Annotated in this window: 21 protein-coding genes; 13 read left to right on the forward strand and 8 right to left on the reverse strand. The window is 71.0% G+C overall.

The features are described from left to right. Window positions 1–70 precede the first annotated feature (70 nt). Complete coding sequence (gene endA, locus ACT4MF_RS04075) at window positions 71–1,243, forward strand: tRNA-intron lyase (RefSeq protein WP_444681811.1); 1,173 nt, start codon at window positions 71–73, stop codon at window positions 1,241–1,243. A gap of 28 nt (window positions 1,244–1,271) precedes the next feature. Here endA and ACT4MF_RS04080 read toward each other — a convergent pair whose 3' ends face one another. Further along, on the reverse strand, window positions 1,272–3,107 hold the full coding sequence (locus ACT4MF_RS04080) for a bacterio-opsin activator domain-containing protein (protein ID WP_444681812.1): 1,836 nt from the start codon (window positions 3,105–3,107) through the stop codon (window positions 1,272–1,274). A 346-nt stretch (window positions 3,108–3,453) separates the two neighbouring features. On the opposite strand from ACT4MF_RS04080, the gene ACT4MF_RS04085 reads away from it, so the two are divergent. Genes ACT4MF_RS04085 through ACT4MF_RS04105 form a run of 5 tightly spaced genes read left to right on the forward strand, consistent with a single transcriptional unit; the run spans window position 3,454 to window position 10,824 of the window. Beyond that, window positions 3,454–4,482 (forward strand): 4Fe-4S dicluster domain-containing protein, encoded by a 1,029-nt coding sequence (locus ACT4MF_RS04085; RefSeq protein ID WP_444681813.1) that lies wholly within the window; start codon window positions 3,454–3,456, stop codon window positions 4,480–4,482. Window positions 4,483–4,485: 3 nt separating this feature from the next. After that, window positions 4,486–5,757 carry an NrfD/PsrC family molybdoenzyme membrane anchor subunit gene (gene nrfD, locus ACT4MF_RS04090; protein ID WP_099256645.1) on the forward strand — a complete coding sequence of 424 codons (1,272 nt, stop codon included), beginning with the start codon at window positions 4,486–4,488 and terminating at the stop codon, window positions 5,755–5,757. Further along, a complete protein-coding gene (locus ACT4MF_RS04095; protein WP_444681814.1) occupies window positions 5,754–9,011 on the forward strand; it encodes a molybdopterin-dependent oxidoreductase in 3,258 nt (1,085 codons plus the stop codon). Before nrfD ends, ACT4MF_RS04095 begins: the two co-directional genes overlap by 4 nt. 5 nt (window positions 9,012–9,016) lie before the next feature. After that, window positions 9,017–9,733 (forward strand): TorD/DmsD family molecular chaperone, encoded by a 717-nt coding sequence (locus ACT4MF_RS04100; protein WP_444681815.1) that lies wholly within the window; start codon window positions 9,017–9,019, stop codon window positions 9,731–9,733. A gap of 11 nt (window positions 9,734–9,744) precedes the next feature. After that, window positions 9,745–10,824: an Mrp/NBP35 family ATP-binding protein gene (locus tag ACT4MF_RS04105; protein ID WP_444681816.1), complete on the forward strand. Its 1,080-nt coding sequence runs from the start codon at window positions 9,745–9,747 to the stop codon at window positions 10,822–10,824. A gap of 109 nt (window positions 10,825–10,933) precedes the next feature. Here ACT4MF_RS04105 and ACT4MF_RS04110 read toward each other — a convergent pair whose 3' ends face one another. Continuing rightward, window positions 10,934–11,431: a hypothetical protein gene (locus ACT4MF_RS04110; RefSeq protein ID WP_444681817.1), complete on the reverse strand. Its 498-nt coding sequence runs from the start codon at window positions 11,429–11,431 to the stop codon at window positions 10,934–10,936. Between the two features lie 131 nt (window positions 11,432–11,562). On the opposite strand from ACT4MF_RS04110, the gene ACT4MF_RS04115 reads away from it, so the two are divergent. Then, window positions 11,563–12,165: an LURP-one-related family protein gene (locus tag ACT4MF_RS04115; RefSeq protein WP_444681818.1), complete on the forward strand. Its 603-nt coding sequence runs from the start codon at window positions 11,563–11,565 to the stop codon at window positions 12,163–12,165. 28 nt (window positions 12,166–12,193) lie between these two features. Here the strand turns inward: ACT4MF_RS04115 and serS are convergent, their stop codons facing one another. From serS to ACT4MF_RS04130, 3 genes are all read right to left on the reverse strand, one after another. Then, the gene (gene serS / locus ACT4MF_RS04120) at window positions 12,194–13,564 is read right to left on the reverse strand and encodes a serine--tRNA ligase (protein ID WP_444681819.1); all 1,371 of its coding nucleotides are present in this window, start codon (window positions 13,562–13,564) and stop codon (window positions 12,194–12,196) included. A 92-nt stretch (window positions 13,565–13,656) separates the two neighbouring features. After that, complete coding sequence (locus tag ACT4MF_RS04125) at window positions 13,657–13,896, reverse strand: DUF6199 family natural product biosynthesis protein (protein ID WP_099256640.1); 240 nt, start codon at window positions 13,894–13,896, stop codon at window positions 13,657–13,659. A gap of 130 nt (window positions 13,897–14,026) precedes the next feature. Further along, a complete protein-coding gene (locus tag ACT4MF_RS04130) occupies window positions 14,027–14,623 on the reverse strand; it encodes a DUF8162 family protein (protein ID WP_245851748.1) in 597 nt (198 codons plus the stop codon). A 138-nt stretch (window positions 14,624–14,761) separates the two neighbouring features. Between ACT4MF_RS04130 and ACT4MF_RS04135 the strand changes: the two genes are divergently transcribed. From ACT4MF_RS04135 to yciH, 5 genes are all read left to right on the forward strand, one after another. Further along, window positions 14,762–16,084: a dihydroorotase gene (locus ACT4MF_RS04135; protein WP_444681820.1), complete on the forward strand. Its 1,323-nt coding sequence runs from the start codon at window positions 14,762–14,764 to the stop codon at window positions 16,082–16,084. A gap of 390 nt (window positions 16,085–16,474) precedes the next feature. After that, the gene (locus ACT4MF_RS04140; protein WP_394338371.1) at window positions 16,475–17,395 is read left to right on the forward strand and encodes an AAA family ATPase; all 921 of its coding nucleotides are present in this window, start codon (window positions 16,475–16,477) and stop codon (window positions 17,393–17,395) included. A gap of 4 nt (window positions 17,396–17,399) precedes the next feature. Continuing rightward, a complete protein-coding gene (locus ACT4MF_RS04145) occupies window positions 17,400–18,464 on the forward strand; it encodes a DUF58 domain-containing protein (RefSeq protein ID WP_444681821.1) in 1,065 nt (354 codons plus the stop codon). Further along, window positions 18,461–20,809 carry a transglutaminase domain-containing protein gene (locus tag ACT4MF_RS04150; RefSeq protein ID WP_444681822.1) on the forward strand — a complete coding sequence of 783 codons (2,349 nt, stop codon included), beginning with the start codon at window positions 18,461–18,463 and terminating at the stop codon, window positions 20,807–20,809. The genes ACT4MF_RS04145 and ACT4MF_RS04150 overlap by 4 nt, the downstream gene beginning before the upstream one ends. Before the next feature lie 93 nt (window positions 20,810–20,902). After that, entirely contained in the window at window positions 20,903–21,196 is a 294-nt protein-coding gene (yciH, locus tag ACT4MF_RS04155; protein ID WP_004046732.1) for a stress response translation initiation inhibitor YciH, read from the forward strand. A 167-nt stretch (window positions 21,197–21,363) separates the two neighbouring features. Here yciH and ACT4MF_RS04160 read toward each other — a convergent pair whose 3' ends face one another. Next, complete coding sequence (locus ACT4MF_RS04160; protein ID WP_444681823.1) at window positions 21,364–22,227, reverse strand: geranylgeranylglycerol-phosphate geranylgeranyltransferase; 864 nt, start codon at window positions 22,225–22,227, stop codon at window positions 21,364–21,366. A gap of 167 nt (window positions 22,228–22,394) precedes the next feature. Here ACT4MF_RS04160 and ACT4MF_RS04165 point away from each other — a divergent pair, with 167 nt between their 5' ends. After that, window positions 22,395–23,000, forward strand: a complete 606-nt coding sequence (locus ACT4MF_RS04165; RefSeq protein ID WP_099256634.1) for a helix-turn-helix domain-containing protein — start codon at window positions 22,395–22,397, stop codon at window positions 22,998–23,000. A gap of 117 nt (window positions 23,001–23,117) precedes the next feature. Here the strand turns inward: ACT4MF_RS04165 and ACT4MF_RS04170 are convergent, their stop codons facing one another. Further along, window positions 23,118–24,347: a TIGR04347 family pseudo-SAM/SPASM protein gene (locus ACT4MF_RS04170; RefSeq protein WP_444681824.1), complete on the reverse strand. Its 1,230-nt coding sequence runs from the start codon at window positions 24,345–24,347 to the stop codon at window positions 23,118–23,120. Continuing rightward, entirely contained in the window at window positions 24,344–24,745 is a 402-nt protein-coding gene (locus ACT4MF_RS04175; RefSeq protein ID WP_099256632.1) for an Htur_1727 family rSAM-partnered candidate RiPP, read from the reverse strand. Before ACT4MF_RS04175 ends, ACT4MF_RS04170 begins: the two co-directional genes overlap by 4 nt. Window positions 24,746–24,942: the final 197 nt, after the last annotated feature.

The raw sequence follows: 24,942 nt of genomic DNA on the forward strand, positions 1-24,942 counted from the left end.
CTCCGCCGTCGAACGTCCGCTCCCGTCGCCGACCGCAACCCCCTTACCCCGGCCGGACCCGTCGTTCGATATGCAACCGACAGGGCACCTGCGCGGCGACGCCGTTCACGTCGCCGGCGACGCCCGCCAGCGGTTCCACGACTCCGGCGGCTACGGTCGCCCGCTCGACGGCAACGAGATCGCGCTCTCGCGCGTCGAGGCCGCTCACCTGCTGTTCCGCGGGGACCTCTCGGGGGTCACGATCGACGCGGACGGCGACGAGGCCGGCTTCGAGCGCTTCTTCGTCGAGAGCGCCGCCGCGGCCGACCGCTTCGCGGTGCGCTACCTCGTCTACGCCGACCTGCGCGACCGCGGCTTCTACCTCTCGCCCGCCCGCGAGCCGTGGCCGGGCGGCGACATCGACGCGCCCGACGCGGTCGACTTCATCGCCTACGAGCGCGGCTCGACGCCCGACACGGGGAACGTCAAATACCCCGTGCAGGTCGTGGGCGAGCGCGAGTCGCTCCGGGCGGCCGGACTCGCGGGACGCACCCTCGCGGTCGTCGACGAGGAGTCGGACATCACGTACTTCGCGGCGACCGAGGGCGGCGTCTCTGGCGCGACCGACTACGAGCCGCCGAACCGCCTGCTGGGCGTCCTCCTCGCCGACCGCGTCGTCGTCTGGGACGCCCCCGAGGGGCTCTACGAGCGCGGCTTCTACGGCCAGCCGCTCACCGGCCGCGCCGCGGCGATCGAGGGCGCGGTCCAGCTCTCCCTCGTCGAGGCCGCGTCGCTCGCGGCCGACGGCGTGCTCTCGCTGTCGGCGTCGGTGGACGCGGCGGGCCACTCCGCCGGCGAGGCCGCCACAGAGGCGGACGGCCCCGCGGCCGCGGTCGTCGCCCGCGGTCGCGACGTGGAGGGCGAGCGCTTCGACCGCCGGCTCGCGGTGTACAGGCGCCTCCGGGAGGCCGACGCCGTCCCGAAGACCGGCTTCAAGTTCGGCGCGGACTTCCGGACCTACCTCGACGTGGAGACGGTCGAGAACCTGCCGCACTCCGAGCACCTCGTTCGCGTCGTCGAAGCCGATCACCGGTTCTCGCCGCGCGAGCTCTCGCTCGACGTGCGGCTCGCGGGCGGCGTCCGCAAGGAGATGGTATTCGCGCTGACCGCGGTGGGCGACGACGGCCGCGGCGGGACCGCAGATGAGGGCGGGGTCCGCGACGCCGACGTGGAGTGGGCCTCGATCGGCCGGCTGACGCCGTAGCCGACTGGATATCCGGCCTGCGAACGGTTCACGACACCGTCACGGTGTCGTCGAACAGCGCGGAGAACAGCTTGCTTTCGGCCGCGCGGAGGTGCTGTGTGAACGTCGTCTGAGAGATGTCCATCATCGACGCCACCTCCTCGCCGGTGTGGTCGCGGGGCCACTCGAAGAACCCGGCGAAGTGCGCGGTGCGCGCCGCTTCGCGCTGTCGGTCCGTCAGCGCTCCGGCCAGCTGCTTCCGGAAGCCGGCCTCGGTCTGGATGTCTCGCTCGCGCTCGCGCTGCGCGATGAGCGTCAGCCCGTCGTACGCCGTCTGGAGGGCGTCGACGACCGACCGGATGTCGTTCGAACTGGCGACGTGGGCGACCAGCGTCCCGCTCGTCCCGGCGACCGAGAGAGCGTCGATGCCCGCCCCGTACTGCGCCAGCGTCGCGACGATCGACCGCTCGTCGATCGAGACCCGGAACAGAGAGCGCCCCTCGTGGGTGTAGACGTGCTGTGCCGCGTCGATGCGGTCGGTCTCGGCGACGTACTCGGCGACGGCCTCCGGCTCGGCGTCCGCGACGGTGACGTACTGGACGCGATCGCCTTCGCTGCCGCCGACGTACTCGACGCCGACCGTGCAGTCGAGCCGCGCCGCCATGTTCGCCAACGGCTCGTCGATCCCGGTCAGCTGGAACTCCAGTTCGGTGACGCTGTCCGCGGCGAGCGTCCGCTTGGTCTCGACGGCGCTGATCGCGTCCGCGACGGTGCGACCCAGTTCGGCGAAGATGTCGCGTTCGATCAGGTCGAACGCGTCGGCGTTGCGGGTCATCACGACGAGCACGCCGTACTCCGCGCCGCGGTACGCGAGCGGTACCACGACGCAGTGCGCCTCGCCGGGCGTCCCGGCGAGGTCGTCCGTCTCGGTGAACACCGGACGAGAGCTGTCGAGCGCCGCTTCGATCGGCGTCGGATCGGTGTCACACAGCCCCTCGATATGGCCGTCGAGCGAGTCGATGTCGGTCCCCGCACACGAGCGCGGACTGACGGTGCCGTCGACGAGCCCGCGGCCGCCGGTCCACGCCACGTCGAAGAGCTCGGCGGACGCGAACTGCTCGCACACCTCGGATTCGATCTCCTCTCTCGTCGACGCGGCGACGAGCTCCCGATTGACGTCACGGAGCACCTCGTTGGTGTTGTTCAGGAGGGTCAACCGCTCGTTCTGGTCTTCGATGCGCAGCTCGCGCTCCTTCCGTTCGGTGACGTCGCGCTCGATCGCGACGTAGCGCTCCACCTCCCCGTCTTCGGTGATCGGCGCGATCGTCGCGTCGATCCAGCAGAGCTCCCCCGATTTCCGGCGGTTCGTCAGCTCCCCCTCCCAGACCGAGCCGGATTCGATCTGTTCCCAGAGCCCTTGGTAGAACTCGTCGTCGTGTTTCCCCGACTGCCAGAGTCGCGGGTTCTCGCCGATCACCTCGTCCGGTTCGTATCCCGTGACCGTCTCGACGGCCGGGTTCGCGTACTCGATCGTCCCCTCCGGATCGGTGAGGAAGATCGCGTGACCGGCGTGTTCGATGGCTTTCCGGAACCCTCGGAGCCGCTCGTTCGCGCTCTGTAACTGCGCTTTGACGGCGTCCTCCTCGTCGATGTATTCGGAGAGGTAGTACACCGTCAGCAGGGTGAGCCCGCTCACGATGAGCCCGGGGAGCTCCTCGATCCCCGTTGTCGCCGTTCGGACGGTGAGCAGCTGCCGCAGCGTCATGAAGGCCAAAAGCAGCGTCAGGAAGCCGAACCGCCGATCGCGGGTGCTCGCGAGCAGCATGATCGAGTACCCGACGCCGAGCAGCCGAAGCCCGATCGAGAGCGCGATGATCCAGTTCATGCGCTCCGTCGCCCCCCTCGGCGGACGGTCGTCGCCGCTCCGCCGACCGTTCGTCTCGGTCGGTACGATTCGTTCATAATCGGGAGGTGTCAGTTCTCGTTGATAATGTCGGCGGTCGGCGGCGCGCGGCGCGAAGCGAACCCGTTCGGGGGAGCGACCCCCCGATCCAAACAGTATTGGTACCCGGAGTATGGGGTATCTCTTCGGGAGTCACCCGGGGCAAACTGTATTGGTATCACCCTTTCCACCGGGCTCTGTGTACGTTTACGTGTATGAGTTCCCGGACCAACCCGCCGGCGCGGCCCCGACCGCTCGGCGACGAGACGACTGGCAACGGGTGGTGGCGATGAGCACCGCTGACGACGGGGACACCCTCCCCGGTATCCCGAACGTCGGGAAGGCCGACCTCGACGCGATGGTGGAGAACGAACGGCCCGACCCGCGGGAGGAGCTCGCGGACGTCGAGGCGGACACCGACCTCGGCGTTTCGATGGCCGAAGACGCGCAGCGCGTCGCCCGGGGTGAGATCTCCGGCGACGAGTACTGGGAGAAGTACGACGAGGCCGCCGCCGAGGAGTTCGGCGACGCGTACCGCGAGACGCCGAACCCGGCGGTCGACGCCGGCGACCAGACCGTCTCGACCGAGACGGCCGAGTCGCTGAGCTGCGCCGTCGGATCGATGGACACGGTCTCGACGGAGACGGCGCAGGTCGACGACGGCGAGGGGGGGATCGGCACGGGCGGCGAGAAGTGGGGGATGGTGATCGACCTCCAGAAATGCGTCGGCTGTGACTCGTGTACGGTCGCGTGCAAGTCCGAGAACCGGACCCCGCCCGGGGTCTCGTACAACGTCGTGATGGAGGAGGAACACGGCGAGTTCCCGAACGTCACGCGGACGAACGTCCCGCGCCCGTGTATGCAGTGTGACAACCCGCCGTGCGTCCAGGTGTGTCCCGTCTCGGCGACGTACAAGATGGACGACGGCGTGGTCAACATCGACTACGACCGGTGTATCGGCTGCCGGTACTGTAACATCGCCTGCCCGTACGGCGCGCGGTACTTCGACTTCGGCGAGAACTACGACGACGAGGTCGAGGGAGCGGGCGAGATCACGAGCCCGGAGTACGGCGTCGACCGCGGGTCACGCGAGGAGGGGAAGTCGCCGATCGGCAACATCCGCAAGTGTAGCTTCTGTACGCATCGGCTGGAGCGAGGCGAGGAGCCGGCCTGCGTCGAGACGTGCGTCGGCGACGCCCGGAACATGGGCGATCTCGAGAACCCCGACAGCGACGTCGCACAGATGGCCGACTCGTCGCGCGCGTTCCAACTGAAAGAGGACGAGGGGACCGACCCCAACGTCTACTACCTCAAGTGACCCATGTCAACACAACGCTCACGCTTCGAGTTCGATCCGGGGTTCGAGGACGACAGGTTACGCGTCGCCTGGTACGCGGTCGTCGGCGTTCTCGTCGCCGTCGGCGCGTACGCGACGTACCTCCGGCTCACGGGCGGCATGGCGAGTACCAACCTCACGAGCATCGTCCCGTGGGGCGCGTGGGTCGCCTTCTACATCTACTTCGTCGGCCTCTCCGCCGGGGCGTTCCTCGTGAGCACGATGGCCAACGTCTTCGAGGTCGAGGGGATGCACAGGATCGACCGCGAGGCGCTGTTCGCGGCCATAATCAGCATGGCGGTGGCGCTGCTGTTCGTCTGGATCGACCTCGGGCGGATGGACCGGATGTACTTCCCGTTCATCTGGCGCCAGCTGACCTCGGCGCTCTCGTGGGAGGTCCACGCCTACGTGGCCTACATCGGGATTCTGGTCACGGAGCTGTACTTCTCGATGCGGATCGACCTCGCGCGGGTCGCCGAGCGCACCTCCGGGCTCAGAGAGCGGTTCTACGCGGCGCTCGCGCTCGGCCGACTCGACACGAGCGAGGAGTCGCAGGCGTTCGACCAGCGCTGGCTCAAGCGGGCCGGCATCGTCGGCATCCCGCTGGCGATCTTCATGGTCCACGGCGGCACCGGCGTGCTGTTCGCCGTCTCGAAGGCCCGTCCGTACTGGAACAGCGGACTGTTCCCGGTGATCTTCGTCGTCTCGGCGCTGCTCAGCGGGACCGCGCTCGTGATGATGATCTACGTGCTTCGGACCCGACTGTTCGACGGCGATTCGGTCGATCCGGACCTGCTCGATCGGCTCGCACAGCTGCTGATCGGGTTCATCATCGTCGACGCCGCCCTGACCGCCATCGAGACGTTCATCGCGATCGCCAGCCTCCACCCTCACGAGATCGAGACCTGGCAGGTGATCATGTACGGCCCGATGTCGTGGTCGTTCTGGTGGTTCATGATCGGCTTCAGCTGGGTGTTCCCGATGGTGCTGTTAAGCAAGCGGTCCTGGCGGCGCACGCCGTCGGTGATGGTGCTGGCCGGACTGAGCGTCGTCATCGGAATCATCGCGGTGCGGTTCAACATCGTCGTTCCGGCGCAGGTCATGCCGGTGATGGAGGGGCTCCCCCACGGGTCCTACTTCCCGACCCTCGTCGAGTGGGGGACGAGCGTCGGCATGATCGGCGTCGGCCTGCTGTTGTACACGCTGGGTGCGGAGACGCTTCCGCTGACCCCGCTCTCTGGAGGTGACCACGAATGAGTACTGACGATTCCGGCGAGGACGGCGCGGGCATTTCGCGCCGCGACTTCGTCAAGGCGGCCGGGAGTATCGGAGTCATCGCGGCGGCGAGCAACGCCGCGGTCGAGGTCGACGTCGACGACCTGTGGACGGACGACGAGCACCACTACGTCGGCGACGAGTACGGCGAGTACGGCGCGAGCGACGTGATACACACCACCTGCGGCCAGTGTAACACGTTCTGTCCGGTCAAGGTACAGCTCGCGGACGGGAGCGGCACCGGCGAGTACAGCTCGCTCGTCCGGAAGCTCGCCGGGAACCCGTACTCGTTCCTCAACACGCAGCCGTTCTCGCAGGTGCCCTACGACAGCGATCCGGAGGACGTGGCGATGGGCGACGTCGAGGGGAGCGGCGACGTCGACACCGATCGGTGGTCGCTCTCGGGCGGCCGGATCTGTCTGAAGGGACAGGCGGGCATCCAGACCGCTTTCGACAGCTACCGCGTCCGGCAGCCGATGAAGCGCGTCGGCCCGCGCGGCTCGGGCGAGTGGAAGACCGTCTCGTGGGAGCAGGCGATTCAGGACATCGTCGAGGGCGACGACGATCTCGGCCACCCCGGACTCGAAGACATCTGGGGATACGCCCCGCAGGAGGCGGTGATGAGCGACTGGGAGGCCGTCCAGAACGGCGAGCTGTCCAAGTCGGCGTTCGACGAGCGGTACGCCGACGACCTCATCGACACCGACCACCCCGATCTGGGACCGAAGTCCAACCAGATCGTCGACGTCGGCGGGTTCCGGCGCAACTTCATTCGAAACCGGCTCTGGCACCAGGGGCTCGGATCGATAAACAGCATCCACCACGCCGGGACCTGCGGGGTCTCGAGCGTGATGGGCAACGTCCGCTCCCACGGCGCCAAGAAGAAGCGGCAGTACCCCGACATCGAGAACTGCGAGTACCTCATCGCGTGGGGGACCAACCCCATGGTCGCCAACAAGGGGCCGACGTGGCTCGCGCCGAAGCTGACGAACGCCATCGAGGACGGCATGCGGATGGACGTCGTCGACCCGCGGCTGTCGAAGACCGCGGAGAAGGCCGACACGTGGGTGCCGGTCGAACCCGGCGCGGACGGCGCGCTCGCGCTCGGGATGGCGCGGTGGATCATCGAGAACGACCGCCACGACCTGACGTACCTCCAGAACCCGTCGCAGTCGGCCGCGAGCGACGACGACGAGCCCACGTGGAGCGACGCGACGCACCTCGTCCTCGTCGACGAGCCCGCGGGACCGAAGGCGCGCGCCGGCGACCTCGGGCTCGTTCCGGAGGACGCCGACACCGCCGACGACTTCGTCGCCGTCGACGCGGCGACGGGCGAGCCGCGCCCCGCGAGCGAGGTCGACACGGCGGTCCTCGACGTCGACGTGACGGTCGACGGGAGGGCGGTTCGAAGCGTCTGGAGCCAGTACCGCGAGCGCGTCTTCGAACACACCGTCGAGGAGTACGCCGAGATGGCCGGCGTGCCCGCCGACCAGATCGCCGAGATCGCGGACGAGTTCACCAGTCACGGCAAGCGCGCGGCGATCATGGCCTACCGCGGCCCGGCGAAGCACACCAACGGCTTCTACAACACGCGGGCGATCGCCACCCTCCAACACCTCATCGGGAACTACGACTGGAAGGGCGGCCAGATCACGCCCTACGCGGGCTACGACACCATGTCCGGGCGGTACGAACTCGGCTCCGTCCCGGACGGGCACTCGCCGTGGGGGATCCCCCTGCTCCGGGGCGGCGTCAACTACGAGGACACCTCGCTGTTCGACCGCGACGACGGCTACCCGGCGAAGCGGCCGTGGTTCCCCGTCGCGCCGCCGCAGGCGACCCAAGAGCTCTACGGCAGCGCCGCCGACGAGTACCCGTACGGGGTCGAGGCGCTGTTCATCCGACCCTACTCGAACAACCACGTGATGGCGGTCGCCGGCGGCGACGAGATCCCGGCGATCCTCAAAGACACCGAGACGATCCCGCTGATCGTCGCCTCGGACACGGTCATCGGCGAGACGAGCCGGTACGCCGACTACATCCTGCCGGAGCCGACCTACCTCGAACGGTGGGAGAACTTCGGGACGTACCCGAACAAGCGGCTGGCCGACGAGAAGATCAGTCAGCCGGCGGTGTCGGTCGTCCCCAACGCGCGTCCGTTCGAGGACGTGCTCATCGAGCTGTGGTCGGAGCTCGACCTGCCCGGCGTCGGTGAGGGCGCCATCCCCGACGCGGACGGCGACCTGTGGCCGCTCGAACGGGCCGAGGACTTCTACCTGAAGCTGGCCGCCAACATCGCGTATAGCCGCGACCCGGTCGAAGACGCGAGCGAGGACGAGCGACGGGTGTTCCGGGAGAGCCACGAGAGCGGCCTCGGCGAGGGGTTCGACCTCGACCGCTGGAAGGCAGCGGTCACCGACGAGGAGTGGCCGAAGGTCGTCACCGTGTTGAACCGGGGCGGCCGCTTCGAGGAGCCGACCGAGGGCTACGACGAGGCGTTCGCCGAGCACGGTCACGGCTACGACTACGCCGAGCGCGGGGACGACTCGAACGCCTACGACGGCGATCACATGCGGTACAAACTCGGGTCGCGGGTCGACTTCTACAGCGAGGTCGTCCCGAACGGGAAACACTCCTTCACCGGCGAGCGGTTCGACCCGCTTCCGAAGGTCGACGACGTCGAGCACTACGACGGCACCGTACAGGCCGCGGTGAGCGGCGACGACGACCGGGAGCGGCCGTTCCGGCTGATCAACTGGAAGCCGCGGACCCAGGGGATGCACCGCACCCAGAACAGCCCGTGGCTCCGGGAGACGCGTCCCGAGAACCCGCTGTGGATCAACGCTCAGGACGCCGAGGAGCGGGGCATCGAGAACGGCGACGAGATCGCCATCGACGCCGGTCGCAGGACCGTCGACGGCGTCGCGATGGTCACGGGCGGCATCCGTCCGGGCGTCGTCGGCGCGATGTGGGGCTGGGGCCGGACCGGTGACGGGGCGACGGCCGAGACGATCGACGGCGAAACGCAGCCGGCGGTCGAGGCCGACGGCCACAGCGACTACCAGTTCGACGAGCCGATGAGCGAGGAGGCCGGGTACGCGAAGGGCCGCGACGCCGGCTTCGCGATCAACCACATCCAGCCGTTAGACGAGAGGCTCGGCGACACCGGCCTCTCGGACCTGGTCGGCGGGAGCAACGCGCAGTACGACGCCTTCGTCGACGTGGAGCGGCGGTGATCCGCATGTCCGGACCCACTCCCGACACCCTCGACGAGGCGGCGATTGCGACGGCCCGCGCGCGGCTGTACGGCCTGCTGGCCGCGACCTTCGACGGCGAGGCCGAGACGATCGCTGCCGCGCTCGAAGGGGAAGCGTTCGCGACCGTCGCCGAGGCGTTCCCGATCGACATCGCGACGGCGAACCTCCGCGGCGACGGCCACGACGCGGAGTCGCTGAAGATCGGGTACGACAACCTGTTCGTCGTGCCGGGACGCCACTACGTTCCGCCGTTCGCGTCCGCCCACGCGGTCGACCCGAGCGAGGAATTCGAGTCGGACTCCCGGTACCACACCGCCGGGGAGGCCGGCGAACTGCTCGGCGATCCGGCCGCCGACATGGCGCAGCTGTACGCCGCCGCCGGCTTCTCGCCCGAGCGGGGCGACGACATCCCCGACCACGTCGCCGCCTCCTTCGAGTTCATGCGCGCGCTCTGCGAGCGGGAGGCGGCGCTCCTCGAGGGCGGCGGACGCGAGGGGAGCCTCGACGCGGTCCGCGACCTCCAGGCCCGGACGCTCTCCCGGCTGGGGTGGATCGACCGGTTCGAAGACGCCGTCGCGGACCGCGACACCGTCGAAGGCGTCTTCGCCGCGATCGCTCGCCTCGCGCGGACGTTCACCGCCTGGGACGCACAGGAAGTCGTCGACGCCGACGACCGGCCGTCCGAAACCACACCCGCGTAACCACACGACCAATGACAACCACCGACATTTCAGACGCAGACCTCCGCGATCGCCTCCGCGCCGTCGACGACCCGGCGCTCGGTACAGACATCGTCAGCGCCGGCCTCGTCACCGACGTTGCCGTCGAGGACGGGACCGCCGCCGTCGAGCTCGCGCTCGGCGCGCCGCACGCGCCGGACGAGGCCGCCATCGCGGAGCGCGTCCGCGAGGTCGCCGACGGCGCGGGGATCGACACCGAGCTCTCGGCGAGCGTGCCGCTGTTCGACGCCGCCGAGTCGTCGGTCCTGCCGGGCGTCAAGAACGTGATCGCCGTCGCCTCCGGCAAGGGGGGCGTCGGGAAAAGCACCGTCGCCGTCAACCTCGCCGCCGGCCTCGCCGACCGCGGGGCGAACGTCGGGCTGTTCGACGCCGACGTGTACGGCCCGAACGTTCCCCAGATGCTCGGCGCCGACGCCGACCCGGACGTGGCGACCGTCGACGGCGAGGACCGGATCGAACCGCCGACCGCTCACGGGCTCAAACTGATGAGCGTCGGCCTGCTGATCGACGAGGACGATCCGGTCGTCTGGCGCGGACCGGTCGCACAGAACACGCTCACCGACCTCTTCGAGGACGTGTCGTGGGGGTCGCTGGACTACCTCGTCGTGGACCTGCCGCCGGGGACCGGCGACGTCCAGTTGACGGTGCTGCAGAACCTCCCCGTCACGGGGACGGTCGTCGTCACGACGCCGCAGTCCGTCGCCGTGGGCGACACCCGCCGCGGCGTTCAGATGTTCGGGGAGTACCAGACGAACGTGTTGGGCGTCGTCGAGAACATGAGCGGGTTCGTCTGCCCCGGTTGCGGGGACACACACGACATCTTCGGCGAGGACGGCGGCCGGACGCTCGCCGATTCGGTCGATGTCCCGTACCTCGGATCGCTACCGCTGGATCCGGCCGTCCGCGCGGGAGCCGACGACGGCGAGCCGATCGTGACCAGTGACGGCGGCGACGCCGCGGCGGCGTTCCGCGACCTGTCGGCCGCGGTGGCGAACAAAGTCGGAGTCCTCCGCCGCCACCACCGACAGCAGCAGAGCGAGGAACCGAACTAAGCCGAGAGGCGCACCGGGGTCGACCCCGTCGTGCGCGGTAGAGCGGAACCGAACTGCTACGCCGCGCCGCAGACGCGGAGCCCCTCGATCGGTCGGCTGACGCCGTCGTTCACTCCTCGATCCGGAAGGGGATGACGTAGGTCCGGTCGTTCGCCCGGAGCGAGAAGACGTACTCGCCCGGCCGGTCGAGCACCGCGTCGCGGCGGTCGGACGCGTCCGACGCGGTCGGATCGTAGCGGAGCTCCCACGTCTGCGTCTCGTCGGGTGCCAGTTCGATCACGGTCAGGTTGTGCGTTCCCGCCGGCGCGTTCGCCGCCGTCCGCCACTCGGGCGCGTCTGCTCCCGAGTCGGCGGCGTTCCGGAAGACTGCCCACCGGTCCGGGTTGACCGGGACTGCCTCCTCGTCCACGCTCGTGGCGGTGACGCGGACGGTCTCGCCGTCCCGCTCGAGGGACAGCGAGAGGCCGCCCGCCTGTTGGTCAGGGCACACCGGATCGTCGACCCGTTCGCCGTCCGGTCCTATCTCGGGGCAGGCCGGAGCCCCGCCCGACAGGCAGCCGGCGACGACGACGAGGCACCCGATCGCGACGAGCGCGAGTCGAGACATTACCGTCACGACGGCGCGCCGGCGAAAAAGGGGTGCCGAAGGCTACGGCGATCGCTTGAGCCACCGCGTCCGGGCGCGGGCGCCGTCGGGAGAGCGGGAGGTTTTTCCGGCGGTGACGCGCTTCGACACCCATGACCGATCCCTCCAGGTCCCCGTCCGCGCCGAGCGCGTACGACATCTCCACGGTCGACCTCGACGGCGACCGATACGAGGTGACGCAGTCGATGGTCCGAAACAAGTACACCGTCCACGACGGCGCCGGCGACATCGTCTTGCGCGGGAAACAGAAGCTGTTCAAACTGAAAGAGGAGTTCCCCTTCGTCACCGGCGACGGCGACGACGCGTTCTCGGTGAAGGCGGGCGGTATCATGGACATCGCGGGGAACTACGCGATCACCGACGCGGGCACCGGCGAGGAGGTCGTCGTCCTCGACGAGGACTACTCGCTGTTCATGGAAAACTGGACGATCCGCGACCCCGAGACCGGGGAGGCGCTGGCGACGATTCGGTCGAAGAACAAGCTCTTGGCGGCGCTCCGGCACCTCGTCGGCGCCGCGAACCTCGTCCCGAACAAGTACGAGATATTCGACGCCGACGGCGACCACGTCGGCGACATCGAGGGGAAGTTCTCCCTGCGCGACGCCTACACCGTCACCATCGACGACGCCAGCGACGTGCCGAAGGAGGCGGTCATCGCCTCCGCGTGTATCCTCGACGCGCTCGAAAACAAGTAGCGGCGGTGACGAGTTCGGCGGAGGACGCCTACTCGCCGCCCAGCTTCGACTCGCCGACCGCGTCGTGGCCCTCGATGACCTCCGTGCCGCCCATGTACGGGCGCAGCGCCTCGGGAACGGTGACGGTGCCGTCGTCGTTCTGGTAGTACTCCAGGATGGCGACGACGATCCGCGGGACCGCGAGCCCCGACCCGTTCAGCGTGTGCAGGAACTCCGCGGACTCGTGGTGCTCCTCGCGGTACCGGATCCCCGCGCGGCGCGCCTGGAAGTCACCGAAGTTCGAGACCGAGGAGACCTCCAGCCAGCGGCCGCCCCGTGCGGGGCCCTCGTCCATGTCGTCGGCCGGCGCCCACACTTCGATGTCGTACTTCTTCGCCTGCGTGAACCCCAGATCGCCGGTGCACATCTCCAGGATCCGGTACGGGAGCTCAAGGCGTCGGAGCACCTCCTCGGCCTCGTCGACGAGCCCCTCGAAGCGCTCGTCGCTCTCGTCGGGCCGCACGAAGTTCACCATCTCCACCTTGTTGAACTGGTGGACGCGGACGATGCCGCGCGTCTCGGTGCCGTGCTCGCCGGCCTCCTGCCGGAAGTTCGGCGTGTACGCCTGGTACTTCAGCGGGAGGTCCTCGCCCAGGAGGATCTCGTCGCGGTGGAGGTTGGTGACGGGCACCTCCGCGGTCGGGAGCAGCCAGAGGTCGTCGTCGTCGTACGCCTCCTCGTTGGTGCCCTCGACGCGGTAGGCGTCCTCGGTGAACTTCGGGAGCTGGCCGGTTCCCCGCATCGACGCGGAGTTGACCGGGATCGGCGGGAACACGTCTTCGTACCCCTGCTCGCGGTGCACGTCGAGCATGAACTGGATCAGCGCGTGCTCCAGCCGCGCGCCGTCCCCCTTCGCGACGTAGAAGCCGCCGCCGGCGACCTTCGCGCCGCGCTCGAAGTCGAGGATCTCGAGCTCCTCGCCCAGGTCGTAGTGCGGCTCCACGTCGGCCGGGAGCTCGCGGAGGTCGTCGAACCCCTCGCGGCGCCGCTCCCGGTTCTCAGACTCGTCGGCGCCGACCGGCACCGACTCGTCCGGAATCTGCGGGAGCTCGAGCAGGGACGCCTCCAGTTCGGCCTCCAGCTCGTCGGCGCGCTCCTCGATCTCCTGCAGCTCCGACTTGAGCTCCTGCGAGTGCTCGATCGCCTCCTGGGCCGCCTCCTCCTTCCCGTCGGCCTTCAGCTCGCCGATCTTCGAGGAGACCTCGTTGCGCTCGTGCCGGAGGTCGTCGCCGCGGCTCTTCAGGTCCCGCCACTCCTCGTCGACGTCGAGTATCCGGTCGAGGTCCACGTCGACGCCCTTGTCGGCGAGCGCCTCGCGGACGACTTCTGGGTTCTCCCGGACGAACTGTCGAGACAGCATTTGTCGGGGATTCCGCGGGACGACCCAAAACCGTATCGGAGCGTCGGCACCGGTTGGCACGGGGTCGACCGGTGATCGGTCGGGATCGGCGGTCAGGGGAAGATCGCTTGGCTCGTGAACAGCATGAGCAGCGCGAGGCCGGCGACGACGACGCCCATGATCCGCATCAGCAGGAGCCGCGTCCCGCTCGGCTCGAGCCGTTGCGTCGAGCCGTCGGGGGAGCGCAGCTGCCACGCGGTCATCCGCCGGGGGAACGCGGCCATCGCCAGCGCGCCCGCGGCGACGAGGAGGGGGACGACGACGAAGAACAGTCGGAGGGGTGCGGGGAACATGTCGACTGGTAGCCCGCTCGGGTCAACAAAGTGTTACGATACTGAACGCAGCCGGTACTGAATGCACCCGGTACTGAACGCGCCCGGACCGCCCCTGCGATCCGCCGTGCCGGCCCGGCCACGGTCGTTGTCAGTACCCGCCCGGTAGCGCGAGCCCAATCGACAGCGCGATCAGCGGCACCGCGGCGACGAGCGCGTACCACAGCCCGGCGGCGACGAGAAGCGCCCACGTCCCCGGCCCGTATCCGGTCGGGTCCCAGTCGACGCCGAGCCGCGGGAGCCCGAGCACGGCGAGCGCCGGGACGCCGGCCCCGACGCCGATCCCGCCGAACAGCGCGGTGTCGATGAACCCCTCGCTCCAGCCGGGGCCCGCCGAGTCGACGAGTCCGACGGTGAGCAGGATCCCGGCGAGGTACGGGACCGAGAGGGCCAGCGCGACGCCGACGTACGATGGCACGAGCCGGTCCGCCGGCGGGAGCGCGACGAACAGCGCCCGGAACCGCGCCGCGAGCAGGAAAGGGGTCCAACACACGGCGGCGACGACGCCGGGGAGCGCGACCAGCACGAGCGTGAAGAGCCAGCCGATCGCCGTGTCGATGACCGCCGGGACGGCCGCGGCGACCGGAGCGAGGTCGCCGACGGGGACGGCGTCAAGGCCGGACCGAACGGTGTGAGGGTCGGGGCGAACGGGAACCGCGGAGAGCGCGGAAAGCGGGGGGAGGGCCATACCGCAACTGGGTCTCGCGCCCGACAAACGCTTTGTGGTGGGCCGCGCGTCGTCCTCACGGATCCGCCGAGGTCTCGACCGCCGCGACCGAGGCGTCCGAACCACACGGTTTAAGCGGCGCGCCGCGAGCGCGTACCCATGCTCATCACGGGTGCGGAGCTGGCCGACGGGCGGGTCCGCGACGTTCGGGTTCGCGACGGGACGGTGGACGCGGTCGAACCGACGAATGCCGGCCTCGACGCCGACGCGGGCGAGCGCGTCGTCGACGCGCGGGGGCGCCATCTCCTGCCCGGCGCGGTCGACGTGCACGTCCACTTCCGCGAGCCGGGTGCGAGCCACAAGGAGACGTGGACCTCGGGCTCGCGGGGCGCGGCCGCCGGCGGCGTCACGACCGTCGTCGACCAGCCGAACACCTCGCCGCCGACCGTCGACGGCGACGCCTTCGACGAGAAGGCCGACCTCGCCGCGCCCGCGCTCGTCGATTACGGGATCAACGGCGGCGTCACCGCCGACTGGGACCCCGAGAGCCTCTTCGAGCGCCCCCTGTTCGCGCTCGGCGAGGTGTTCCTCGCCGACTCGACCGGCGAGATGGGGATCGCGCTGGACCTGTTCGCGGAGGCGCTCGCCGAGGCCGCCGCCCGCGACGTGCCCGTCACGGTCCACGCGGAGGACGAGACCCTGTTCGACGAGGGCGCGCTCGACGGCGACCTCGGGGGCGTCGGCACCGCCGCGAACGCCGACGCGTGGTCGGCCTACCGGACCGCCGAGGCCGAGGCCGCGGCGGTCGAGCGCGCGCTGGAGGCCGGCGCGGAGAGCGACGCGCAGGTCCACATCGCGCACACGTCGACGCCCGAGGGGGTCGACGCGGTGACCGACGCGGGCGCGACCTGCGAGGTGACGCCGCACCACCTCTTCCTGTCGCGCGAGGACGCGGGGCGGCTCGGGACGTTCGGGCGGATGAACCCGCCGCTCCGCTCCGAGGAGCGGCGAGCCGGCGTCTTCGAGCGGCTCCGCGACGGCGACATCGACGTGGTCGCCACCGACCACGCGCCCCACACGGTCGCCGAGAAGCGGCAGGGGCTCGCCGACGCGCCGAGCGGCGTGCCGGGCGTGGAGACGCTTTATCCGCTCCTCTTGGAGTCGGTGCGGAAGGGCAACCTCTCGCTGGAGCGCGTCCGCGACGTGGTCGCCGCCAACCCGGCGTCGATCTTCGGGATCGAGAGCAAGGGTCGGATCGAGCCGGGCGCCGACGCCGACCTCGTGTTGGTCGACCTGACGAACCCCCGCGAGATCGAGGCCGGCGCGCTCCACGGCGCGGCCGGCTGGACCCCCTTCGAGGGGTTGCTGGGCGTGTTCCCGGAGCTGACGACGGTCCGGGGCGAGGTCGTCTACGAGCGGGACCCGGTCACCGGCGCGGAGTCGTTCGGCGAGCCGGTCGGCCGGAACGTGCGGGAGCCGTAGGCCGTCGAGGGCGGTCGGAACGTGCGCGAGCGACGGCGGTCGAGGAGAATCGGAGGCGTCCAGAGGTAGTCGGAGAGACGCCGACACGGCGTTTCGGCGGAACGCATATCCCGCTTCCATCCTAATCCGAGATACATCTATGTCAATGGGTGCCACTCGCATGGTCTCTCCGGCTGGTCGGCGTGCGCCCAGATCGGAGCGGTGCGTTCCCGGGCCGAGCCTAGCGGCTCGGCCCGCGACCCACGGTGTGGACGACGAGCGACGCCGATGACTGATCCGGGGGAGACGGGGCCGCTGGGGCCGGGTGTCGACGGCGACGACGGTGGTGACAGCGATAGCGGCGTCGGCAGCGCCGATGACGACGGCGCCGCGGACGCCGGAAACGCCGCGATGGAGCCCGCGGCGGTGGCCGCCCTCGCCGAGCGCGTCGCCGACAACGTCGAGGAGGTGATCGTCGGGAAGCGGGAGGCGGTCGACCACGTCGTGGTCACCCTGCTCGCCCGGGGCCACCTCCTCGTCGAGGACGTTCCCGGCGTCGGGAAGACGACCCTCGCGAAGGCGGTCGCGCGCTCGATCGACGGCTCGTTCAAGCGCGTCCAGTTCACCCCGGATCTGCTCCCCTCGGACGTGACGGGCGTCAACGTGTTCGACCAGCGCACCGACGAGTTCCAGTTCCAGCCGGGGCCGGTGTTCGCGAACGTCGTGCTCGGCGACGAGATCAACCGCGCGCCGCCGAAGACGCAGTCGGCCCTCCTCGAAGCGATGGAAGAGCGGCAGGTGACGACCGACGGGGACACCCGCGAGCTGCCGGACCCGTTCTGCGTGATCGCGACCCAAAACGACGTGGAGCCCGGCCAGACGTACGACCTGCCGGTCGCCGAGGTCGACCGGTTCACCAAGAAGATCCGGCTCGGCTACCCCGACACGGACGAGGAGGCGGAGATCATCGGCCGGATGGCCGGCGACCACCCGGTCGAGGCGGTCGAGCCGGTGGCGACGATCGGAGACGTTCGGCGCGCCCGGGCCGCGGTGGCCGCGATCGAGGCGACCGAGGCGCTGCGCCGGTACGTGGCGCGGCTGGCGGTCCACACCCGGCGGAACGCCCGCCTCGGCGTCAGCCCCCGCGGGAGCCTCGCGCTGCTGCGAGCCGCTCAGGCGCGCGCCGCCCTCGACGGGCGCGACTACGTGATCCCCGACGACGTACAGGCCGAGGCGCCGACGGTGTTCGCCCACCGGATCCGGTCCGACTCCGGCGACGCCGACGGCGCGGAGATCGTCGCCGACGCGCTCGACCGGGTCTCCGTGGAGTGAGCCGATGCCGAAGGCGACCCTCACCCGGCGCGGTCGCGTCGTCGGCGCGGCCTGCGTGATCGGCGGGCTCCTGGGGCTGGCGGCGGGCGGACGCGCGCTCGACGCGGTCGTCCTCCCGGGGGTCGTCGCGCTCGTCGCCGGGTACGTCCAGCTGGCGAGAGTGGAGGACCCCGAGGTGCGCCGGGTCCCGCCTCGGGACGGGTTCGTCGGGGAGCGCCGCGAGGCCCGGATCGAGCTCCGACCGGCGACCGCCGGCGCCGCCGGGACGTATCTGGCGGCGATCGACGACGAGACGGACGACGGGCTGGAGGGCCCCGAGGGGCCGATCCGCGCGTCGATCGGGGAGGGGCCGGTGACGTATCGGGTCCGGTATCTGAAACGGGGGGAGCGCCGGCTGGGGCCGGTCAGGGTGACCGCGACGGACGTGTTCGGGCTCTTCGACCGCGAGGTGGTCGTCGACGACACGGACGCGGCGACCGCGTATCCGGTCTGCCACCCGATCCCCGCGCGGTTCCGGCGGGAGCTGTACGCCGACGACGCGGTCGGCGCGAGCCGGCAGCGCGAGGAGTTCGACCGGCTGCGGGAGTACGCGCGCGGCGACGCGCTCCGCGACGTGCACTGGCCAACGACGGCGAAGCGCGACGAGATCGTGGTCAAGGAGTTCGCCGCGGAGACGCGGCGCGGGCGGGTGGCGATCGCGGGCGAGACCGCCGGCGAGCGCGGGGGGGCCGACGCCCTCGCGAGCGCGGCCGCGAGCCTCGCGCTCGCCCTGCTCGACGACGGGGTCCCGGTGGACCTGACGCTGCCGGCCGGGAGCGTGTCGGTCCGGCCGGGACCGCAGGGGCGACGCGCCGTGCTCGAGCTGGCGGCGGTGACCGGTCCGGGCGCGGTCGCGGTCGACGACGCCGACGTAGCGGTGCTCGCCGACGCGGACGGCGCGCGGTATCGGACCGGGGGGCGGACCGTCGCCGTCGACGACCTCCGAGCGGCGGCGGACGGTGAATCCGATGCGGAGCGTTCGAGAGCGGCGGCGGCCGCTCCGACCGAGACGGAGGTGCGCGGGCGATGAGCGGTCGCGCGTCCGGGGATCGGGGGCGGGCCGAGGCCGCGAGACGGCGCGCGTCGGGAGCGCTTCCGGACCTCGGCGGGGCGGCGGCCGACGAGCCGGCGGACGACTGGAGCGGCTTCGCGGACCCCGCGGTCGTCGGCGTCGCGCTCGTCACCGCGGCGTACCTCGCCGTGTTCCTCGGGGCGACCGACGTGGTCGGCGGGACGGCGCGCACCGCCGCGGCCGTCTCGGTCGCGGGGGCCGCCGGCGCGGTCCTCGCCCGGGTCGTCACCGAGCGCACCGCCGTGCGGTTGACGGCGGCGCTGTTCGCGGCGGCGCTCGCGGGGTACTACTTCGCGGTCCCCGCGAGCCGGCGGGCGCTCTTCTCGGTCGAGAGCGTCGCGATCGACGTGGTGTCGCTTCTGACCGGGCTCTCCATCCTCCGGCTCGCGCTCGCGGACGTGTGGATCCTCGCCGTCGCGCCGGCGCCGACGTTCCTCGTCGTGTACCTCGTCGGGCGGGGGCGCCACGTCGAGGCGACCGCCGTGGCCGGCGGAACCCTCGGGTTCCTCGTCTGCACCGGCGACGCTGGAGGGCTGGCCGCGCTGGTCGGCGTCGTCGGCGCCGCGCTCGCGGCCGGGCTCTCGACGCTGTCGACGCCCGACGCGCTCCGGAGCCACGGCGACCAGCTCGCCGCGGTGTTGGCGGCGATGATCCTCGTGAGCGCGACGGTGACCGTGCTGCCGGCGGCCACGGCGCAGCCGTGGACGGGCGACCGCAGCCAGACGCTGGAGTCGTCGCTCGGCGCCGGCGACGAGGTTGAGGTGGTCGGCCCGACGCGGCTCTCCCCCGAGGTGCGGTACGAGATCGAGAGCCCGGTCGCGTCGAACTGGCACGTCGCGGCCTACGACACCTACACCGGCGACGGCTGGGTGCGGTCGGGCGATCGGTCGACGCTGGACGGCTCGCTCGACGGGCCGCCCGGCGAGACGACGGCGGCGAACGTCACGGTCACCGCGCGGGTGGAGTCGACCGCGGTCCCCGCGCCGTGGCAGGCCGTGGACGTGCGCGGCGCGGGCGCCTCGGCCGTGCAGGTCGACGAGCGCGGCACGCTCCGGCTCGGCGCCGCGCTACGGCCGGGCGAGTCGACGACCGTCGAGAGCCGGGTGCTCGACGCGGAGCCGGCGGCGCTCCGGAACGCCAGCGCGGCGTACGACCCCGCGATCGAGGACCGCTACACGCAGCTTCCGGAGAGCACGCCGGACCGGGTCGGCGAGCGCACCGAGTCGATCGTCGAGGCGGCGGACGCGGAGAACCCCTACGATCGGGCGGCCGCGATCGAGCGGTACCTGATCGAGGAGTACGACTACTCGCTCGCCGTCGAGAAACCCGAGGGCGACGTGGCCGACGCGTTCCTCTTCGAGATGGACGCCGGCTACTGCACGTACTTCGCGACGACAATGGTCGCGATGCTTCGTTCGCAGGGGATCCCGGCGCAGTTCGCGACCGGCTACTCCGAGGGCGATCGGGTCGGCGACGACCGGTACGTCGTCCGCGGGCAGGACGCCCACGCGTGGGTGCAGGTGTACTTCCCGGACCACGGCTGGGTCGCGTTCGACCCGACCCCGCCGAGCGAGCGCGCCGAGGCCCGGAACGAACGGCTCGCCGAGGCCCGCCAGAGCGACGAAGCGGGGGTCGACACCGCGGCGTCGGAGCCGAGCGGCGGCCCGACGCCGGACCCGGGGGACGACGCGCCCGCCGGCGCGGAAGGCGAGCCGTCCCGGGAGGCGAACGGGAGCAACGGGGCCGGCGGCGACGAGGCGGGCGACGCCAACGGGACCGGCGCCTCGCTCGCCGAGGGGGGGTTCCCACAGGAGCGGCTCATCCAAGAGGGAACGCCCGCCGGCGTCGGCGGCCCGGGCGCTGGCGAGGGCGACGAGGACGGGCTGCCGGTCCCGTCGCGGGAGGCGGTCGCGTACTGGCTGTTCGTCGTGACGATCGGCGTCGCCGGCGCGCGGCGGCTCGGCCTCGGTGGGCGCGCGCGCCGCGCCGTCCGGATCCGGACGCCTTGGGGGCGCGGGGAGCCGACCGAGGACGCGAAGCGGGCGTTCGCCGATTTGGAACACCTGCTGGCCCGGCGCTACCGGGAGCGGCGACCCGGGGAGACGCCGCGAGCGTACCTCGACGACCTCCCGCTCCGCGACGGCTCCGTCGACGAGCGCGCGGGAGCGGTCCGCGAGACCTACGAGCGGGCGACGTACGCCGGAGCGGTGACGCGCGCGGAGGCGGACGAGGCGCGGCGAACGGTCCGCCGGCTCGCGCTGGAGCGGACGCCCGTGATCGGCCGGCTGTTCACCCGGGAGTGACCGCGGCGCGGGTGAGCGGTCGCCGCACTCGGCGTGTGCGACGGCCGCACTCCCGACACTATTTAATACGGGCACCATGTAGATTCAGCCGTAATGTCGGAAGTCTGCTCGACGTGCGGACTGCCCCAGGAACTCTGCGTCTGCGAGGACGTCGCGAAGGAGTCCCAGCAGATCAGCATCCGCATCGACGAGCGCAGGTACGGTAAGGAGGTAACGGTCATCGAAGGATTCGACCCGAAGGACGTGGACATGAGCTCCCTCTCGTCGGACCTCAAGTCCAAGTTCGCCTGCGGCGGCACCGTCGAGGACGGGGCCATCGAGCTGCAGGGGAACCACTCGGGTCGCGTGGAGGACTTCCTCCGCGACAAGGGCTTCAACGTCGCGTGACCGTCACCTGACCGTCCGCCGTCGAGCGAGCGACGTATCGCTGATTTTTGCCGATCTCGTTGGAAGAGCGACAGCGGTAGCGATCGCACGGAATCGTCGGCGATCGCACGACGGCGTCGGCGACCGCACGTTGTCGGCCAACGCGCACGCTCGTTTCCGTCTCCGTTTCAAACCAACAACGCGGCCCGGCCGACGACGAACGCGACCGCCGCGAGGAACGTCCCGTACTTGAATCGCTGCTGGGCCGCCGTCGGGTCGGCGAACGCCTCGTAGCAGGCGTACAGCATGACCGCGTCGGCGACCCCGACGAGGACGAGGTAGGCGCCGCCGAACGTCTCGGTGAGGTACGGGAGCGGGCTGGCGGCGACGGCGACGGAGAGCGACCCCGCCGCGATCCACAGCGACCGGCGCTCGCCGATCGCGACGGGAAGCGTCCGGAGCCCCTCCTCGCGGTCGCCGACCACGTCTTCGACGTCTTTGATCACCTCGCGGGCGAACGTCGAGAGCGCCGCGAGCAGCGCGAGGACGACGACCGCCCCGGGGCGGCCGACGGCGGCGCCGCCGAACAGGAAGGTCGACCCCACGAGATACGAGACGAGGACGTTGCCGAGCCCCGGCGTCCCCTTGAACACCGTCGTGTAGGTGACGAGGGCGACGAGGTTGACGGCGGCGATGGCGAGCGCCAGCCGCGGGAGCGCCAGCGCGAGGACGACGGCGGCCGCGAACCAGACGGCGGAGATCCCGAGCGCGCCCCGCGGCGACACCGCACCGCGCGGAATCGGACGGTCGGGCTGGTTGATCACGTCGATCTCGCGGTCGAAGTAGTCGTTGATCGCGTTGCCGGCGGCGACCGCGAACGCGGTGGTGACCGCGGCGATCGCCGCGGGGGCGAGCGCGTCGCCGGCGCCGGCGACGAACGCCCCGGTCGCGGTGAGGACCGCGGCGGCGACGCAGTTGCCGAGGCGTGCCAGTTCGAGGGCTCCGCGTGCTGTCTCGCGCACGTCATCTCCGTTCACCGCGGCGCGGCACATAAACGGCGCGGGATCTGACGGGGGCAGGAGCGGGGCCGGACTCCCGTCAGCCGCGTTCGACTACCACGCGCTCGGGCCGGCCACGCGCGGGCCGACGCCCGTCGCACGCGTTCTCGGACACTGGGGATCCGCCGAGCCGCTAAGCCGCCGGGCGGTCAAGTAACTCCATGGCCGAAGTCGCAGGGGACGAGCGTCGACTCCGCGTCGACCTCGACATCGATCCGAGCGACGACTGGGACTGCCCGATCGTCTCCGAGACCCCCGACGCCAGCGACGTGGCCGTCAACGCGGTGGGCCACGAGTGCACCGCCGACGTGCAGCCGGTCGACGGCGACGGGCCGGTGCGCGCCCGCGGCGAGGTCTCCGACGACTGCCTCTGCCGGACCTTCCAGCGGTTCGGCTGCGTGCCGCAGGTCCAGCGGGTCGAAGGCGGGACGATGCTCGTGACCACCTACGTCGACGACCGGGACACGGTTCGCGACGTGGTCGGCGCGCTCAGGGAGACGCTCGACTACGTTCGGCTGGTCCGGCTCGCGGTCGTCGAGGGGCCCGAGGCGACCGAGCAGGCGACGTTCGACCTCTCCGAACTCACGCCGAAACAGCGGGAGGGGCTCGAACTCGCCGTCGTCCGCGGCTACTTCGACGACGACGGCGACGTGGCGCTCGGGGACCTGGCCGCCGAGCTCGACATCAGCAAGTCCGCGCTCTCACAGCGCCTGCGGACCGCGCAGGCGAAGCTCGTCACCGACGTGTTCGACGGGATCGAGCGATGAGGTGCGCGGCGCTCGTCGGTCCGACGGGCGCTGCTCTCAGACGTGCGGCACCGCCGAGGAGCCTCCGGAGAGGCGCGGTCGGGCGTCGACCACTCCCGACGGCGACCGACCGGGGCCTCAGTCCGCGTCGGCCGCGGAGCCGCCCTCGATCCGGCTCATCGCCGCGTTCCCGTCGCGCTCGACCTCGGTGAGGTAACACTTCGGGTCGGGCGCGAAGGGGTCGCCGTGGGCCGCCAGCGCGCGGAGCCGCGAGCCGCCGCGGCAGATCCCCCGATAGGCGCACTCCGCGCACTTCCCGGAGAGGTGGTCCTCGCGCTCGCGGAGCCCCGCGAGCAGCGGGTTCGACTCGTCCGACCAGATCGCGCCGAACGACCGGTCCCGGACGTTTCCGGGCGAGTACCCCTGCCAGAACTGGGTGAGGTGGACGTTGCCGACCGGGTCCACGTCGGCGACGCGCTCGCCGGTCGGATCGCCGCCGTTGCGTTGGAGGTACCGGTGGATGAGCCGCGCCCGGTCGGTCCCCATCTCGCGGTCGGCGTACTCGACGAGGTGGCCCGCGTCGGCGTAGTTGCCGACGAGCAGCGTCTCGATCTCCTCGCCGGAGTCGTGGTACTCGCGGGTGAGGTCACACAGGTCGGTGACCGCCTTCCGCGTCGCCTCGGGGCTCAGGTCCACGTCGGCGATGTCGGCGCCGCGACCGCCGTAGTCGAGGTGGTAGAAGCAGAACCGGTCGACGCCAACGTCGACGAGGAGATCGACGACGCCGGCGAGGTCGTCGACGTTGTGCTCGGTGATCGTGTACCGAAGCCCCGTTTTGAGCCCCACGTCGAGACACGCCTCGATCCCCCGAACGGCGGCGTCGAACGCGCCCTCCTCGCCCCGGATGCGGTCGTTGCGCTCGGGGAGCCCGTCGACCGAGACGCCCGCGTACTTGAGTCCCGCCTCCTTCAGCTCGCGGGCGTTCTCGCGAGTGAGGAGGGTGCCGTTCGTCGAGAGGACGGGACGAACGCCGCTGTCGGCGGCGTGTGCGACCAGCTCCGGAAGGTCCTCGCGGACGAGGGGTTCGCCGCCGGAGAACAGGAGCACCGGCACCCCGAAGTCGGCGAGGTCGTCGATGAGCGCCTTCCCCTCCGCGGTGGAGAGCTCGTTCGGCGCGCCCGCTTGGTCGGCCGCCGCGTAGCAGTGCTCGCAGTAGAGGTTACACCGCTTCGTGGTGTTCCACACGACCACCGGGCGCTGCTGTTTGTCGTCGGTGATCTGGGGTTTCTTCGATCCGTCGGCGGCGTCGTACCGGAGCCCGTCGCTCTCGGCGTCGAGGTCGCAGAGGAGTTTGCTGACGGAGATCATCGGGACCCCTCCGTGTCGTCGACAGGCGCCCCGCCGCACGAGACCGTCGGGGCTCCCTCGGTCTCCTCGTAGACGCGCGGTTCGTCGGGATCGCGTCCCGCCGCGTCGGGGTCGCCGGATTCCCCGTCGCCGCCCGCCTCGGCCGCCGACTCCTCGTCCGCGAGCGATTCGGCGGAGTACCGGTGCGTTTCGTCGGCGGGACACACCCACACGTCGCGGGCGTACCACGCGAAGAGCTTGCTCGCCTCCTCGTGGGCGGCGTCGGGCGTCGGCGCCGCGACGGTGCCGACGTGACGGAGCGGGTCCGCCTCCTCCTCGCGGACGAACACTTCGAAGCGCCGGCCGTCCGCGGAGCGCGCCCCGTCCGATCCGCCGGTTCGGTCCGTCTTCTCGACCATACCCGGAGTACGCACGACTCACCGAACCCGCTTTCGAGGGTTCCCACGGCCGCGAAACGCGCCCGAACACGTTCGGATACGGAACTCATAAACCGTTCTTCGGTATATCGAATCGTCATTGTGGAGTTGCGAATACCATCAATCCTATGCACGGGTCGGCGGCTGAACGCGGCGTGACTAGCGGATCAAGAACCGAG

Origin of the sequence: Halorubrum sp. FL23 (genome assembly GCF_052439115.2) — an archaeon.
GTDB lineage: Archaea > Halobacteriota > Halobacteria > Halobacteriales > Haloferacaceae > Halorubrum > Halorubrum persicum.

Excerpts from the sequence above, each read along its gene's own strand:
- endA (WP_444681811.1), top strand. The coding sequence starts at position 71 with ATGCAACCGACAGGGCACCTGCGCGGCGACGCCGTTCACGTCGCCGGC.
- ACT4MF_RS04080 (WP_444681812.1), bottom strand. The coding sequence starts at position 3,107 with ATGAACTGGATCATCGCGCTCTCGATCGGGCTTCGGCTGCTCGGCGTC.
- ACT4MF_RS04085 (WP_444681813.1), top strand. The coding sequence starts at position 3,454 with ATGAGCACCGCTGACGACGGGGACACCCTCCCCGGTATCCCGAACGTC.
- nrfD (WP_099256645.1), top strand. The coding sequence starts at position 4,486 with ATGTCAACACAACGCTCACGCTTCGAGTTCGATCCGGGGTTCGAGGAC.
- ACT4MF_RS04095 (WP_444681814.1), top strand. The coding sequence starts at position 5,754 with ATGAGTACTGACGATTCCGGCGAGGACGGCGCGGGCATTTCGCGCCGC.
- ACT4MF_RS04100 (WP_444681815.1), top strand. The coding sequence starts at position 9,017 with ATGTCCGGACCCACTCCCGACACCCTCGACGAGGCGGCGATTGCGACG.
- ACT4MF_RS04105 (WP_444681816.1), top strand. The coding sequence starts at position 9,745 with ATGACAACCACCGACATTTCAGACGCAGACCTCCGCGATCGCCTCCGC.
- ACT4MF_RS04110 (WP_444681817.1), bottom strand. The coding sequence starts at position 11,431 with ATGTCTCGACTCGCGCTCGTCGCGATCGGGTGCCTCGTCGTCGTCGCC.
- ACT4MF_RS04115 (WP_444681818.1), top strand. The coding sequence starts at position 11,563 with ATGACCGATCCCTCCAGGTCCCCGTCCGCGCCGAGCGCGTACGACATC.
- serS (WP_444681819.1), bottom strand. The coding sequence starts at position 13,564 with ATGCTGTCTCGACAGTTCGTCCGGGAGAACCCAGAAGTCGTCCGCGAG.
- ACT4MF_RS04125 (WP_099256640.1), bottom strand. The coding sequence starts at position 13,896 with ATGTTCCCCGCACCCCTCCGACTGTTCTTCGTCGTCGTCCCCCTCCTC.
- ACT4MF_RS04130 (WP_245851748.1), bottom strand. The coding sequence starts at position 14,623 with ATGGCCCTCCCCCCGCTTTCCGCGCTCTCCGCGGTTCCCGTTCGCCCC.
- ACT4MF_RS04135 (WP_444681820.1), top strand. The coding sequence starts at position 14,762 with ATGCTCATCACGGGTGCGGAGCTGGCCGACGGGCGGGTCCGCGACGTT.
- ACT4MF_RS04140 (WP_394338371.1), top strand. The coding sequence starts at position 16,475 with ATGGAGCCCGCGGCGGTGGCCGCCCTCGCCGAGCGCGTCGCCGACAAC.
- ACT4MF_RS04145 (WP_444681821.1), top strand. The coding sequence starts at position 17,400 with ATGCCGAAGGCGACCCTCACCCGGCGCGGTCGCGTCGTCGGCGCGGCC.
- ACT4MF_RS04150 (WP_444681822.1), top strand. The coding sequence starts at position 18,461 with ATGAGCGGTCGCGCGTCCGGGGATCGGGGGCGGGCCGAGGCCGCGAGA.
- yciH (WP_004046732.1), top strand. The coding sequence starts at position 20,903 with ATGTCGGAAGTCTGCTCGACGTGCGGACTGCCCCAGGAACTCTGCGTC.
- ACT4MF_RS04160 (WP_444681823.1), bottom strand. The coding sequence starts at position 22,227 with ATGTGCCGCGCCGCGGTGAACGGAGATGACGTGCGCGAGACAGCACGC.
- ACT4MF_RS04165 (WP_099256634.1), top strand. The coding sequence starts at position 22,395 with ATGGCCGAAGTCGCAGGGGACGAGCGTCGACTCCGCGTCGACCTCGAC.
- ACT4MF_RS04170 (WP_444681824.1), bottom strand. The coding sequence starts at position 24,347 with ATGATCTCCGTCAGCAAACTCCTCTGCGACCTCGACGCCGAGAGCGAC.
- ACT4MF_RS04175 (WP_099256632.1), bottom strand. The coding sequence starts at position 24,745 with ATGGTCGAGAAGACGGACCGAACCGGCGGATCGGACGGGGCGCGCTCC.